The organism is Lysinibacillus sp. GbtcB16 (genome assembly GCF_019091145.1).
Lineage (GTDB): Bacteria > Bacillota > Bacilli > Bacillales_A > Planococcaceae > Lysinibacillus > Lysinibacillus fusiformis.
In genome coordinates, this window is sequence record NZ_JAGXJV010000001.1 from 2,092,386 (window position 1) to 2,105,592 (window position 13,207).

Sequence of the window (13,207 nt, forward strand, 5' to 3'; positions counted from 1 at the left end):
CTTTATTCACTTATAGGCTTTTCAAAAACAAAGACGGAAATCGCAAAGTCCTCTTCAATTTTAATATCTGAAAATAGATGGAGTAATTTACTGCCCATTAATTCTTCCATGCCCTCCGGTGGCGATTGTGCGTATAAATCTTGAATCATGCTCGTCCTTGCGGCATGAACCATTTTCAATCCTTCGGGTGAACCCGCAATGAATTTTTCAGTTGGGGTTATATTCCCGTATAAAGTGGAGACAGCCATATTTTCAACAAAAACCGTATGAATACGTTCTGGACCTTTACCAAAAACTTCTTTTCGTAATTTACGAATCATATCGTTAAATTCATGAACTTTTTTAGACATCGTAATGATTCTCCCATCATCATTATACTTTTTTAGGCAATCACTATGGGGGTCACCCTTACAGTTTGTTAATCATATAGTAACTTTTAAAAAAATAAAAGGGAAAATGTTTTTGATCATCATTCTCATGTAAAAATATTTATGATTTATATTGTTCCTTTTGCGGCAAAGGGCTATAATAATAGCACAAATGGAATTTATGTATTTTGATCCCTATGTCGCATCTACTTAGAAATCGCATAGTGTTTATGAATATTTGAATTCTATTATGACCAAAAAATAAAGCTGATTGAGTTTTTAGCAAGGCCTGCTAAGAATTTTATCCACCATGAATGTATTAGCATGTCTTGGACGTGCCATTTCATGGTGGATTTTTTTATTTTTTAATCCGGGACATGGATAACTTGTTATGTTCTAACAATTACCCTATTTTGAGGTAGCTTCAAGGCCATTTGGGAATTACAATGATAACAAGACAATCTTTCCATCATTTATAAAAACTCGCAATGTAATTCCCTTTTGTCTTAAGCCGTAACAGGTTGTCCGAGTAGTCTCATAGTGTAAAAGGAGGAAGTTACCTTGACTCAAATTCATATTAATGGCGTAACGTACGATGTAAAAGAAGGAGCTACAATCCTTGATACCATTAATCAACATGACATCCCACATCCGCAAATTTGTCATGTACCTACCGTTGATCCAATCGAGACTTGTGATACATGTATCGTTGAGGTGAACGGCCAATTAGTTCGGTCATGCTCGACGAAGGCAGTTGATGGCATGGATATATTATTAACTTCTGACAAAGCAAAGGCGGCACAAACGGAAGCGATGGATCGTCTTCTTGAAAATCATTTATTGTATTGTACAGTTTGTGATAATAACAATGGGAATTGTACTTTACACAACACAGCCGAGTTAATGGAAATCGAGCATCAAAAATATCCATACAAACCAAAAGTGGAGCCACATGAAGTGGACATGTCACACCCATTTTATCGATATGATCCAAACCAATGTATCGCATGTGGACAATGTGTAGAGGTTTGTCAAAGTTTACAGGTGAATGAAACGCTATCTTTGGATTGGGAGGCAGAAAGACCTCGCGTAATTTGGGATACGGGTGTTGCGATTAATGATTCTTCCTGTGTCAGCTGCGGTCAATGTGTAACCGTTTGCCCATGTAATGCGTTAATGGAAAAATCCATGCTTGGAGAGGCTGGATTTATGACCGGTCTTAAACAGGATATGTTAGATCCAATGATCAGTTTGATAAAAGAAGTTGAGCCCGGCTATAGTGGTATCTTTGCTGTTTCTGAGGTGGAAGCAGCGATGCGTAGTAAACGGACGAAAAAGACAAAAACAGTTTGTACCTTCTGCGGTGTAGGCTGCTCGTTCGAAGTGTGGACAAAAGATCGTAAAATTTTAAAAGTACAACCTTCCGATGGTCCTGTAAATGCCATTTCTACTTGTGTCAAAGGGAAATTCGGTTGGGACTTTATCAACTCTGAAGAACGTATAACAAAGCCTTTAATCCGTAAAGACGATGCCTTCGTGGAATCTTCTTGGGAGGAAGCACTTGATTTAATTGCTACTAAGCTGGGGGGCATTCAACAACAATATGGCCCTGGCTCTGTTGGCTTTATCTCATCATCTAAAATTACCAACGAAGAAAATTACTTAATTCAAAAAATGGCACGTCAATTGTTTAAGACAAATGATGTTGATAATTGCTCCCGCTATTGCCAATCACCAGCGACGGACGGTTTATTGCGCACTGTAGGTATGGGTGGCGATGCAGGAACAATTAAAGATATTGCCAAGGCAGGTCTTGTCATTATTATTGGGGCTAATCCGGCTGAGGGTCATCCCGTTTTGGCTACTCGTGTCAAACGTGCCCATAAATTACATGGTCAGAAACTGATTGTTGCCGATATACGTAAACATGAAATGGCTGAGCGTTCAGACATATTTATGCGTCCGAAGCAAGGTACTGACCAAGTATGGTTAATGGCTGTAACCAAGTATATGATGGATCAGGGATGGCATGATGAAGCCTTCATTCAGGAAAATGTCCTACACTTGGATGATTTCAAACAAGTTCTTGAAAAATATACACTTGATTATGCACAAGAAATGACTGGTATTTCTAAAGAAACTATCATTCAGGTAGCAGAAATGATTCGTGACGCAGACGGCACTTGCGTTCTTTGGGGTATGGGCGTCACACAAAATACAGGTGGTTCTTATACATCGGCTGCCATTTCTAATTTACTTTTAGCAACTGGTAACTACCGTCGTCCAGGTGCAGGTGCCTACCCTCTTCGCGGTCATAATAATGTTCAAGGCGCATGTGATATGGGTACACTACCAAATCTATTGCCAGGCTATCAAAAAGTAACAGATGATGAAGCCCGTGCTAAATTTGAAAAAGCATATGGTGTCAATATTCAACCACAGCCAGGTCGTAACAATATGCAAATGTTAGATGCGATTATGGAAGGTAAAATGAAAGCGATGTATTTAGTAGGTGAAGATATGGCGCTTGTCGACTGCAATGCGAACCATGTAGATGAGGTGCTATCCCAATTAGACTTCTTTGTGGTCCAAGATTGTTTCCTATCACGCACGGCACAGTATGCGGATGTCATTTTACCAGCTGCTCCTTCCCTTGAAAAAGAGGGTACATTCACTAATACAGAGCGTCGCGTTCAACGTCTCTATCAGGTTTTGCCGACACTTGGTGAATCGAAGGCAGATTGGGAAATTCTACAGGCAGTTGCTCGTCGTCTTGGTGCTGACTGGCATTACAATCACCCAAGCGACATCTTCGACGAAATGGCTAGCCTTTCTCCCCTTTTCTCACAAGCCAACTATGATGTATTAGAGGGCTGGGGTAGCTTCTGCTGGGGTAGTCATGATGGGAAAGATACTCCTTTACTATATGAGGATGGATTTAACTTTCCTGATAAAAAGGCACGCTTTGCATTAAATGACTGGATGGAACCAGTTGAATTTGAGGCACAGTATGATTGCCATATTAATAACGGACGTATGCTTGAACACTTCCATGAAGGCAACTTAACGAATAAATCAAAGGGTATCCAATCAAAAGTTCCAGAGATTTTTGTAGAAGTATCACCCGAACTAGCGAAAGAACGAGGCATTGAGGATGGAGCCCTACTCCGTTTAGTATCGCCATATGGTGCTTTAAAGCTAAATGCTCTTGTTACAGATCGCGTGCAAGGTAACGAGCTATTCTTACCAATGAACTCTGTTAGCAAGGATTCCGCAATTAATTTCCTAACGGGTCCAGCCGCAGATGTGAATACGTCAACACCTGCCTATAAACAAACGAAAGTTCGAGTAGAAGTGTTAAAAGCAAAAGGAAAATCACCACTTCCTCGAACAAACCCACGCTATAAAAAGCGCCACCCTCAAAATGGCGTCGAGGTACAACGGAAATGGAATCGTCCTGGCTACGTTCACTTAACAACTACCAACGAAAGAGAGTGAGAGTATGGCTGTCCCGATTACAAGCATAAAAAAGCAACAATTTACGGAAGAACAACTAAAAGAACAAAAATTAGATAATCTAAAACAACTACTTTCTGATCATGAAGATGCAGTTCAGCAAGTATTTACCATTATGGCAGAATTAAATGATATTGGTGCATTAGAAGCCGCTACTAAGTTACTTGAAGCGAAAGAGGATGTTGCGCATATAGCACTTGCACAATTAACACGAAAGCCTGTGACGAATATCATTAATAATTTGATGGGTGTTGCAGGAGCCTTGACAGAGCTAAATCCTGAAACAACAACAAAACTTATTGAAGGCTTAAATGCTGGGGTAGACGAAGCGAACAAAGCTCTAGAAACTGATGAAAAAGTAAGTGCTTTTAAGCTAGTTAAAATGTTAAATGATCCAGATGTTAATCGTGCACTCAATTTCGGTGTCCATTTCTTAAAAGGACTTGGTAAAGGCTTAAAAGATTAGGTGGTGCCTACATGTTAACGAAAGAAAATATACTAAACGCCTTGAAACAGGTAGAAGATCCAGAGCTTCACCAAAGTATTATAGACTTAAATATGGTGCGTAATATTCAAATCAATGGTACACAAGTATCGCTTGATATCATTTTGACTATTGCTGGCTGCCCTTTAAAAGCAAAAATTCAGCAGGATGTGGAGGGGGCATTAAAAGCGATTGGTGTCTCCCCTGTTATCATTAGCTTTGGGGCAATGACTGAACAGGAACGTCACACCTTAACCGCCTCTCTACAAGCGAAAAATGTGACAGATAAAGGGATGCCAAAAATGCTATTGCCCCATTCAGGTGTTCGATTTATTGCAGTAACTAGTGGTAAAGGTGGTGTTGGAAAGTCTACCGTAACGATCAACCTAGCTGTTGCTCTTGCTCGTCTTGGGAAACGTGTCGGTATTTTAGATGCAGATATTTACGGCTTCAGTATACCAACGATGATGAATGTTGACCAAAAACCGACCATGCTGGACCAAACTGCTATTCCCGTGATGGTTCATGGCGTCAAAATCATGTCGATGGGCTTTTTTACAAATGACAACCAGCCTGTCATGTGGCGTGGACCTATGCTCAATAAATGGATTCGAAATTTCCTGGTCAACACCCATTGGGGAGAATTAGATTATCTTCTCATCGATTTGCCACCCGGTACAGGCGATGTGGCAATTGATATGGCGGCGATGATTCCTCAAGCACAGGAAGTGATTGTCACAACACCGCATCTTGCTGCATCTCACGTCGCTTCCCGAGCAGGTTTAATGGCTCAACATACCAAGCACACCATACTTGGTGTCGTTGAAAATATGGCCTATTTTGAAGGGACAGATGGTCAAAAAAACTATCTTTTTGGACAAGGTGGAGCTGAGCAATTAGCCGAATTACTGCAAACTAATGTTTTAGCACATATTCCTTTTGCTCAGCCTGAAGAAAATACAGGCTCCTCCGTATACGATGCAGATACAATTATTGGTGAAGTGTTTACTCACCTAGCAGAAGATATACTCTATCAATAAAAAGAATCCCTTGATTTGCTTATACACAAATCAAGGGATTTTATTTTTCCCTGTTATTTTTTTCAAGCATTCACCGAATTTAACGGATCACTAATGGCCAGCCTTTTTTAATACTTGCATGAAATAAAAACGATACGTATTTTGGACAAAAGTATCTAATGGGAGCCCTACATTCACCTGATATTTTGTAAAAATAAAATAAAATCGTTTATCCCATTTTAATCGTAATAACTGTCCCGCCTCTTCACCATGCTTCTCTGTAAATTCCTCAATCAAAGGTTCAATCATCGTAAAGCAATAGTCTTTTAAATGCGCGAGAGCTTCGATATCTTTATCCCTTTGAAAGCGAATAATCCAATCTATTATTTGCTCATTCATTAGCTTACTCCATCCTTATTTTACAGAGTTTCTTCCTATTAAATTATACTCTTTTTTATGAGAAACGAATAATGCTTTCCTGAGCTAAATCATATTTCATCCCTCTGTCATTTACATTTCATCAATTGGTCGATTCCAACGTAGGTGATATTGAACAACTCTATCCCTTGAATGTTTATCTAAGAATAAAAGCTGATCCCCTGTTTGGATGATATAGCCCTTCTCCACTGTTCGTACTTGAGGCTGCTGTTGATAGGAATTAATGGCACCAATCTTCTCTTCCCAAAGCAATTGATGCTTCTTCATATCGTACAGCACGAGCATATGATCTGCATTCTCTCGCTGAGTCCGTCGATATGAAACGAGGGCAGTGCCGTTGGCTAAATCTACATCCATCACTTTTGGCTCTAAATTTTGATAGTTTCGTATAGCAGGCTCTGACAACACCTGGTGACTAAAATCTTGAATCTCCTCATAATCATCTAAAGGCTGCTGATGCGTAGCAAAATAACCCGGCAAATCCGACTCAATAAAGAAACGAGCAGCTATATAATTTTTGGCATTGTCATCTTTGTTTAAAGTCTTACCATCATAATGATAAAAATGACCATCTACGCCTTCTAAATAAAGTTTGTTTTGTAAAGCTATCAGCTGCTGCGCACTATTGCTTAAAATATCTATTAATGGCTGGTGCTGCTGCCGAAATTCCTTTTCAGAAAGAATTTCTTTTCCCGTTTCTATATCTAAAAGTGACAATTGCCCATATTCACCATCTCTATGGTGAATAAGCAAGCCATCCATAAAGTTTCCAATAAGCGTTTCTTTATAAGAAGCCGATTTTGTCCATTGCTTTTCACCTGTCTCCAAATTCACAGCTACAATAAGATAATGTGAAATCAAGTGTGTTATGCCATTGGATGTTCCATTATTTTCAGAGCCCTGCACCATTTGGACAGCTATTTTTTGTGATTCATCTATATAAATAGAGGAGTCTGATTTGATCGGAAAGCTTCGTCCTGCTAAACCGAAAACGATCATTAGTGCATTACTTACTACTATATAAACGATGAGCAAGCTGATAGAAATAATAAGACGCTTCCGTTTAATAGCTATAAATAATAATAGTAACAATCCCAGTCCAAAGATAACCCCTAAAAAAATATCGTGAACAAGCCAGCCGTTTAAGCGCCAAGAATACATGTACCGTTGTAGAAATTGTTCCACTTTACTACCTCCTCTACCAAACAACCATTAGCTAAAATCTGAATAAAGCACATAACGGTCACATTCCAGGCATTGAAATAAATACCCCTGATGATGCCCATTGTTCATCAAGGAGGCAGAAAGCTCTTCTAGCGAAAAGCCCGTATAATTGTCAAACTGATCGTCTATGGCTAGCTCCACCATCTCACTCCAACCAACATAGCCAATAAATGCACAGTAATCTGAACAATGGGCTACCCAATTATTCCCTTGCCAGCTCACATAACCTGGCGTTCGATACAGTACTTCCTCTGCGAATGTCGGATTTGTAATCTGTTCATCATGAATTAAATCTTGCTGGTATGAACCATCATATTTTTGGGCAGCTTCTCCACTATGAATACAAGAAGGACAAAGATAATCAACATCCTCTATCGCGTAAATACCACCTGTATAATAGACATCCACTTCCTGCTGACAACAATCGCATACAACGATGTCATCTGTTTCAAAAATTTTCGCTTCTAATGGCTTTGGTAAGTATTTAAACTTAGGGATGACCGTTTGGATAGGCCGTTGATCTCGTATTTTTTGTGGCATCAACGGAACCAGCGAATTTGGTTGATTTATGTAGGTTTGTAGCGTTCCAAATTTTTTCCGATCTTTTTTCTCTTTATTATTCATAATAGCTGTAAATAGTTGATACGCCTCTGGATACATCCTTAGTAGACAATAGACCTCGACTAGTATTCTCAATGTTTCTTGCGTTTGTGGCTCTTTCTTTAATTGCTCTTTAAAAATATGCATCCGGTTAACCGTTATTGGTTGAGAAGGATTGAAATTATTTCTAAGCTCTTGCCATTCTTCAGCAATTGTCATCAAAATCTGCCTCCTTCGTTTACCTAATTTTACTATTAAAAAGAATACTCTTTCATGACTTGGCAAATTTCAACATGATAATGTGTGTACCATTTCTCTTTTCCTAATTGCTGAGCCGTTAAATGCTTGGCATTGGCTTTCCAAGCTTGAATGGCCTCTAGTGATTCCCAATAGGATACGGTAATGCCCTTCCCTTCCTCCTCCCTTACACTTTCAACACGTAGGAAGCCAGGCTGTTGCTTGGCTAAAGCATCTATTATTTTGGCCATCTTACCATAACCCTCTCCATCATGTTCGGTTCTTTGTGATGTAAAGATCACTGCATAATATGTTTCCATTTTTTTCTCCCCCTCTATAACTTTTATTGTAAACGATAATGACTTTGACTAAAATCAAAATATAGTAAACGAAAGGATTGTGACATATGGGAATTAATCCAAATATGGCTGAAGTCGCAGCGCTCCTCGGTGAAACTTCAAGAGCTACAATGCTCGCTAGTATGATGGATGGTCGTTTCCATACGGCTAGTGAATTAGCCTATATGGCCGCCATTAAACCTCAAACGGCTAGCTTCCATCTAGCTAAATTAGTAGAAGGAAAACTAATAAAGGTGGAAAAACAGGGTAGACATCGCTATTTTCAATTAGCAGACGAGGAAGTTGCTCAATTTCTTGAATCCTTCCTAGCCATTTCACCGCCTCCTGAAATACGCTCGTTAAAACAATCTAGCCAAATAAAATTATTGCAGGAGGCTCGAACTTGCTATGACCATCTGGCTGGTAAATTAGGCGTTCATTTGACAGAATCGATGATGCGAGCGGGCTATTTAAAATTAGAAGAAAAGCAGTTTGTTTTAACAGATGAAGGCACATTATTTTTCACATCATTTGGTATCGATTTACCTGCATTAAAAAAGAAAAGAAGATCCTTCTCACACGCCTGTTTAGATTGGAGTGAAAGGCGTTATCATCTGGCTGGTGCTCTTGGTAGTGAGCTATTCAATCATTTATTCCAGCTTGGCTGGCTTACTCGTGTCCCTTCTATTCGAGCCATTCAGGTGACAGAGAAAGGTAAAATTGGGTTGAAAGACGTATTTCAACTAGAGATGTAAACAAGTATGGGACTTGAGGCAACATGTTATGACCTCAAGTCTTTTTTCGACTAAACGTACGATTGACTAGGTAAATTCCTACTAGTATGAATAATCCCCCTCCCATGAAAGATGGTTGTAAGGGTTCATCTAACAATAGCCAGCCTGTTAACACGCCAAAAAAAGGCGCTAAAAATAAATAGGCACTTGTTTTACCAGGGTCACTATTTTGCAGTAAATAATACCAGCCTGCAAATTGGATGATGGAGGAAAAGACGCTAAGCCATAATAAAATCAGCAATGATGATCGATTGACAATAAAAAACGATTGCTCTAATAATGTACTCGCTAGCAAAAGAAGCAAGCCCCCAAACAGCATTTGATAGGCTGATAAAACCCAAGTATCAAATAACGCACCCCATTCTTTCGCTAATAATGTGGCAATTGCCCAAAAAACAGCCGATAAAAATCCAAATAGAAGTCCTATTTTCCATTCAACCTGAGCACCCATCGTGATGATCACACCGATTAAACCAAGAAAAACTCCTATCCATTGATGAAAACCGTAACGTGTTTTAGTAAAAATAGTGGCAAATATGACAACTAGTAATGGGTTTGTAAATGTTAATATAGAGGACTCACTTGCTGAAATGGTACGTAGACTTAGAAAAATACACCCCATCACTCCCGCCGTTTGAAATCCGCCAATAATTAATAACTTTCCCCACTCTTTTCTTGTAGTTGGATGCGGTCTTTTCAAGAGGATAACGATGATAGCCATGATGATTCCTGCCAGTATAAATCGCAGGGCAGCCAATAATAAAGGGGATGAATAAGGGTACCCTAATTTTACAACGGCGAAAGATGAACCCATTAAAAAGGTCGTAACTACTAATAGTGCAATAAATTGATAGTTTTTCATACAAATTTCTCCTTACCTGATTTAATCACTTTATATCGATTATAAACAGGAAGTAATTCAACATTTATCGAAGTATGGATTACAAAAAAAGCATGTAATAAAAAATCTTACCTCTAATAACTAAGAGGTAAGATGCTATAAATATCAATTTCCCATAAATATCTTCAAGTTTTCAGCAATTTCTCGTGATTTTGTATGGTGTAAGTAATGATCTCCATCCATTATAATGACTTTGCCATGCACTGAATTTTTGACTTGCTCTTCATGGAGTGGTATCCAGTTTTTCTCAATTCCATCATTGTTGTTCGCCTGAACAAATAACAAAAGAGGTAAATCCTTAGGGAATGTAAGGTTTTCTGCTTCTTTAAATTTTTGATATAAACCCGTTAATTCATTGGAAGTACTCGAATTATAAAAGTTTTTGAGTGTAATCATCCTTATTTGTTCTTTTGTTTCATCATCATAGGGTAATCCATCATACGGATCACTACCTGATAGTTTTAGAGCCACTCTAGCGATTCCAGATTTTTTGAGAAGTTGTAATGACTTAATTGGGAACTCCGTATCCATACCACCCTGAGTAGGGACACTGCTATCAATTCCGATAAATGCCGTTACCTCATCCGGATATTTATTGACATAATCGAGTCCATAGATCCCTGCTATCGAATGTCCCATTAACATATACTTGTCAATTTTTAATGTCTGTAGTGCTTCATGAATCTCACTAACTATATTCTTCGTGCTGCGCTCTTTCTTCGTATCATCGCTTAGCCCATAGCCAAAAGGCTCTACAGAAACTACCTTATAGTGTGGAGCAAGTTCTTCAATCAGTGGCTGAAAATCAAGCGTTGGAGCTGCTGTTCCAAAGCCTGGTAGTAAAACAATGGTTTCTGCCCCCTCCCCTTGAATAGTAATATTCATATTTTCTCCATTTACAGCAACGAGCTGACCATAGGGTTCTATTTTACCTTGTTCTATTTTGTTGCAAATAATGTTGACCGTAAAAACAATAGCGAGTAGTAGCACTCCTATTGCACCTATAATCGCTATCGATTTCAATAAGATTCTAGTAAATTTTTTCATGTTTGACGCACGAGGGGGTTCACCTTTACTCGTGCCTGCCTCCTTTACACTGTTGTTAACAGCTACCTTATGAGCCGTTAGCAACAGTGTAAAGGACGAAGATGTCTTCCCAATGACGGTAATATGAACGCAATATGAACAATAAAAAAATGTTACGATATCCTATGTGAATAGCTACATAGGAATCCTAACATTTATCTTTTAATGGGCTGTGATTGGCAATGTAACAATAAATGTCGTTCCTTGTCCAAGCTCACTCTCCACCCGAACGTCCCCTTTATGCAAGGAAACGATTTGTTTCACAATAGCAAGTCCCATCCCACTTCCTTCATATTTTGGACTGTGGGAACGATCCGCCTTAAAAAATCGCTCGAATACCCGCTTCTGATCCTCTTGAGAAATGCCAATGCCTGTATCTGTTATGCGAACTAACACATGTTGAGCGTCTTGTGACATGCTAATCTTTATCGTGTCGCCATCCTTTGAAAATTTAATACTATTCGTAAGAAGATTTGTCCAAACCTGATTTAATTGATCATAATCCGCCATGACATACATCGACTGCAACTGAAGGTTAAAATGGATGTTTTTAGCCATCCATTGTGGCTGGATCGCGACGATTACACGTCTAATTTGTTCATCTAGGCTCAACGACACAGGCTGCATCGGCGGTGCCTTGGACTCAAGTAAACTTAGTTTTAGTAGGCTATCACTCATTTTAGACATTCGTTGAGCTTCAGCCATAATAATATCCAGATAACGGTTTTTTTCCTCATCCGTTAAGTCTACTTGCTTTAGTGCCAGAGCATAGCCAGATATCGAGGTAAGGGGTGACTGAACCTCATGGGATACGTTCGAGACGAATTCTTTCCTCATTTGCTCTAATTGCTGCAAATCGTAAGCCATTTCTTCAAAGCTTCTGGCCAAAACACCTAATTCTCCTGATTGTTTAATGTTGAGCTCGACATTAAAATCTCCACCTGCTATATGTCTCGTGGCTTTTGTTAATTTTTTAATCGGTCTCACTAAAAACATAGCCGCTATTAGAAATACTACACTGCCTATAACTAGCGCATATGTGGAAAAATTTAAAATTACCGTGAGCGCAAAAGAGGCAGAGGAGACAGCTTTTGGTTCGATAAACATCGCTTTGGTTCCTTTGTCAGTTGTTAAAGGCATACCGACAAGTCCTGAAGAAACGTTCGGATTCACTTGCACAACTTTACCATCCAACACGTCTCGAACTTGCGTCTTAGTCACGTCAACTAATTTATCGCTTGGAGCATCTCCATAAGCCTTCATCTTCCCTGCTTCATCATAAACATAGACATCATACGATTTCAGTTGATTCATTTGGCTAAGTAAATTGTCTGCCTCCTGAAAAGGCATTGTGTCAAAAATTAAGACAATGTCCTGTCCAAAATTCAGCAAGGGGATTTGTAAGTACTCATTCAATTTATCTTTAAATATCCATGTGGCTACGAAGAAGGAAACGACTGTCCCCCCAATGACCGCAACAAGAAATGTTAACACAACACGTGTATATAAAGATTTAATCATTCATCAACCTCTAACCTATAACCAAGACCTCGTATTGTCTCAATATGAAAATCAGCTATCATCGCGAAGCGTTCACGCAAGCGCTTTATATGTACATCAATTGTTCGATTATCGCCAGCATAATCGATTCCCCAGATTTGATCGATCAGCTGTTCACGTGTATAAACCTGTCCAGGCGTTTCGGCTAGTTTATATAATAATTCGAACTCTTTCAGTGGCAACGTAATCGAATCCGTTCTTGTCATAATTTTATAGGTCTGACGGTCAAGGGTAATAGCACCGAGCTTAATGGTCTGCGAGTAGCCAATCCTGTAGCGCTTTAATAAAGCCTTTACACGTACCGTCAATTCTAAAGGATCGAATGGTTTGGTCAAATAATCATCTGTACCGAGCTCAAAGCCTTTGACTTTTTCCCATGTTTCACCTCTTGCCGTCAGCATAAGTAATGGGATTTCAGCATTTGCTCTCCGTAGCTCCTTACATAAAGTCCAACCATCCATCGTTGGCATCATAATATCAAGCACTACGAGATCAACAGGTGTTGAGTGATAGATGGATAATGCTTCCTTTCCATCTTCGGCTTCCACTGTTGTGAATCCTTCCTTGCGCAGAAACAGGCATACAAGCTCGCGAATATTCGCATCGTCGTCAGCAACAAGTATAGTCGTCATACATCCGTTC

General features: G+C 39.3%; 13 protein-coding genes. 4 read left to right on the top strand and 9 right to left on the bottom strand.

The genetic code is table 11. The annotated features are described in order from the left end of the window. Positions 1-2: 2 nt before the first annotated feature. On the bottom strand, positions 3-350 hold the full coding sequence (locus KVT27_RS10735) for a Na-translocating system protein MpsC family protein (RefSeq protein WP_031416179.1): 348 nt from the start codon (positions 348-350) through the stop codon (positions 3-5). Positions 351-929: 579 nt separating this feature from the next. Here KVT27_RS10735 and fdhF point away from each other — a divergent pair. The 3 genes from fdhF to KVT27_RS10750 are packed head-to-tail and all read left to right on the top strand — an operon-like array spanning position 930 to position 5,408. Then, entirely contained in the window at positions 930-3,866 is a 2,937-nt protein-coding gene (fdhF, locus tag KVT27_RS10740; RefSeq protein ID WP_036126645.1) for a formate dehydrogenase subunit alpha, read from the top strand. Positions 3,867-3,870: 4 nt separating this feature from the next. After that, positions 3,871-4,350, top strand: coding sequence for a helical membrane plugin domain-containing protein (locus tag KVT27_RS10745; protein ID WP_036148814.1), 480 nt, complete (start codon positions 3,871-3,873; stop codon positions 4,348-4,350). An 11-nt stretch (positions 4,351-4,361) separates the two neighbouring features. Next, a complete protein-coding gene (locus tag KVT27_RS10750; RefSeq protein ID WP_036148816.1) occupies positions 4,362-5,408 on the top strand; it encodes an Mrp/NBP35 family ATP-binding protein in 1,047 nt (348 codons plus the stop codon). 90 nt (positions 5,409-5,498) lie between these two features. Here the strand turns inward: KVT27_RS10750 and KVT27_RS10755 are convergent, their stop codons facing one another. The 4 genes from KVT27_RS10755 to KVT27_RS10770 all read right to left on the bottom strand — a co-directional run bounded on the left by KVT27_RS10755 (position 5,499) and on the right by KVT27_RS10770 (position 8,206). Further along, positions 5,499-5,786, bottom strand: coding sequence for a hypothetical protein (locus KVT27_RS10755; protein ID WP_036148819.1), 288 nt, complete (start codon positions 5,784-5,786; stop codon positions 5,499-5,501). A 111-nt stretch (positions 5,787-5,897) separates the two neighbouring features. Next, a complete protein-coding gene (locus tag KVT27_RS10760; RefSeq protein ID WP_036148821.1) occupies positions 5,898-7,010 on the bottom strand; it encodes a PA2928 family protein in 1,113 nt (370 codons plus the stop codon). A gap of 27 nt (positions 7,011-7,037) precedes the next feature. Beyond that, complete coding sequence (locus KVT27_RS10765; protein ID WP_036148824.1) at positions 7,038-7,868, bottom strand: CbrC family protein; 831 nt, start codon at positions 7,866-7,868, stop codon at positions 7,038-7,040. 35 nt (positions 7,869-7,903) lie between these two features. Beyond that, positions 7,904-8,206 (bottom strand): antibiotic biosynthesis monooxygenase family protein, encoded by a 303-nt coding sequence (locus KVT27_RS10770; protein ID WP_036148826.1) that lies wholly within the window; start codon positions 8,204-8,206, stop codon positions 7,904-7,906. Between the two features lie 86 nt (positions 8,207-8,292). Between KVT27_RS10770 and KVT27_RS10775 the strand changes: the two genes are divergently transcribed. Next, positions 8,293-8,979: an ArsR/SmtB family transcription factor gene (locus KVT27_RS10775; protein ID WP_036126657.1), complete on the top strand. Its 687-nt coding sequence runs from the start codon at positions 8,293-8,295 to the stop codon at positions 8,977-8,979. 34 nt (positions 8,980-9,013) lie between these two features. On the opposite strand, the gene KVT27_RS10780 is transcribed toward KVT27_RS10775, so the two are convergent. The 4 genes from KVT27_RS10780 to KVT27_RS10795 all read right to left on the bottom strand — a co-directional run bounded on the left by KVT27_RS10780 (position 9,014) and on the right by KVT27_RS10795 (position 13,197). Continuing rightward, the gene (locus KVT27_RS10780) at positions 9,014-9,880 is read right to left on the bottom strand and encodes a DMT family transporter (RefSeq protein WP_036126659.1); all 867 of its coding nucleotides are present in this window, start codon (positions 9,878-9,880) and stop codon (positions 9,014-9,016) included. A gap of 144 nt (positions 9,881-10,024) precedes the next feature. Next, the gene (locus KVT27_RS10785) at positions 10,025-10,966 is read right to left on the bottom strand and encodes an alpha/beta fold hydrolase (protein WP_217581273.1); all 942 of its coding nucleotides are present in this window, start codon (positions 10,964-10,966) and stop codon (positions 10,025-10,027) included. A 201-nt stretch (positions 10,967-11,167) separates the two neighbouring features. Continuing rightward, positions 11,168-12,526 carry a HAMP domain-containing sensor histidine kinase gene (locus tag KVT27_RS10790; protein WP_217581274.1) on the bottom strand — a complete coding sequence of 453 codons (1,359 nt, stop codon included), beginning with the start codon at positions 12,524-12,526 and terminating at the stop codon, positions 11,168-11,170. Next, the gene (locus tag KVT27_RS10795; protein WP_036126667.1) at positions 12,523-13,197 is read right to left on the bottom strand and encodes a response regulator transcription factor; all 675 of its coding nucleotides are present in this window, start codon (positions 13,195-13,197) and stop codon (positions 12,523-12,525) included. Before KVT27_RS10795 ends, KVT27_RS10790 begins: the two co-directional genes overlap by 4 nt. Positions 13,198-13,207 lie beyond the last annotated feature (10 nt).

What these genes read in the sequence shown, in the direction of transcription:
- KVT27_RS10735 (WP_031416179.1), bottom strand. Translation starts at nt 350, where the DNA reads ATGTCTAAAAAAGTTCATGAATTTAACGATATGATTCGTAAATTACGA.
- KVT27_RS10745 (WP_036148814.1), top strand. Translation starts at nt 3,871, where the DNA reads ATGGCTGTCCCGATTACAAGCATAAAAAAGCAACAATTTACGGAAGAA.
- KVT27_RS10750 (WP_036148816.1), top strand. Translation starts at nt 4,362, where the DNA reads ATGTTAACGAAAGAAAATATACTAAACGCCTTGAAACAGGTAGAAGAT.
- KVT27_RS10755 (WP_036148819.1), bottom strand. Translation starts at nt 5,786, where the DNA reads ATGAATGAGCAAATAATAGATTGGATTATTCGCTTTCAAAGGGATAAA.
- KVT27_RS10765 (WP_036148824.1), bottom strand. Translation starts at nt 7,868, where the DNA reads ATGACAATTGCTGAAGAATGGCAAGAGCTTAGAAATAATTTCAATCCT.
- KVT27_RS10770 (WP_036148826.1), bottom strand. Translation starts at nt 8,206, where the DNA reads ATGGAAACATATTATGCAGTGATCTTTACATCACAAAGAACCGAACAT.
- KVT27_RS10775 (WP_036126657.1), top strand. Translation starts at nt 8,293, where the DNA reads ATGGGAATTAATCCAAATATGGCTGAAGTCGCAGCGCTCCTCGGTGAA.
- KVT27_RS10780 (WP_036126659.1), bottom strand. Translation starts at nt 9,880, where the DNA reads ATGAAAAACTATCAATTTATTGCACTATTAGTAGTTACGACCTTTTTA.
- KVT27_RS10785 (WP_217581273.1), bottom strand. Translation starts at nt 10,966, where the DNA reads ATGAAAAAATTTACTAGAATCTTATTGAAATCGATAGCGATTATAGGT.
- KVT27_RS10790 (WP_217581274.1), bottom strand. Translation starts at nt 12,526, where the DNA reads ATGATTAAATCTTTATATACACGTGTTGTGTTAACATTTCTTGTTGCG.
- KVT27_RS10795 (WP_036126667.1), bottom strand. Translation starts at nt 13,197, where the DNA reads ATGACGACTATACTTGTTGCTGACGACGATGCGAATATTCGCGAGCTT.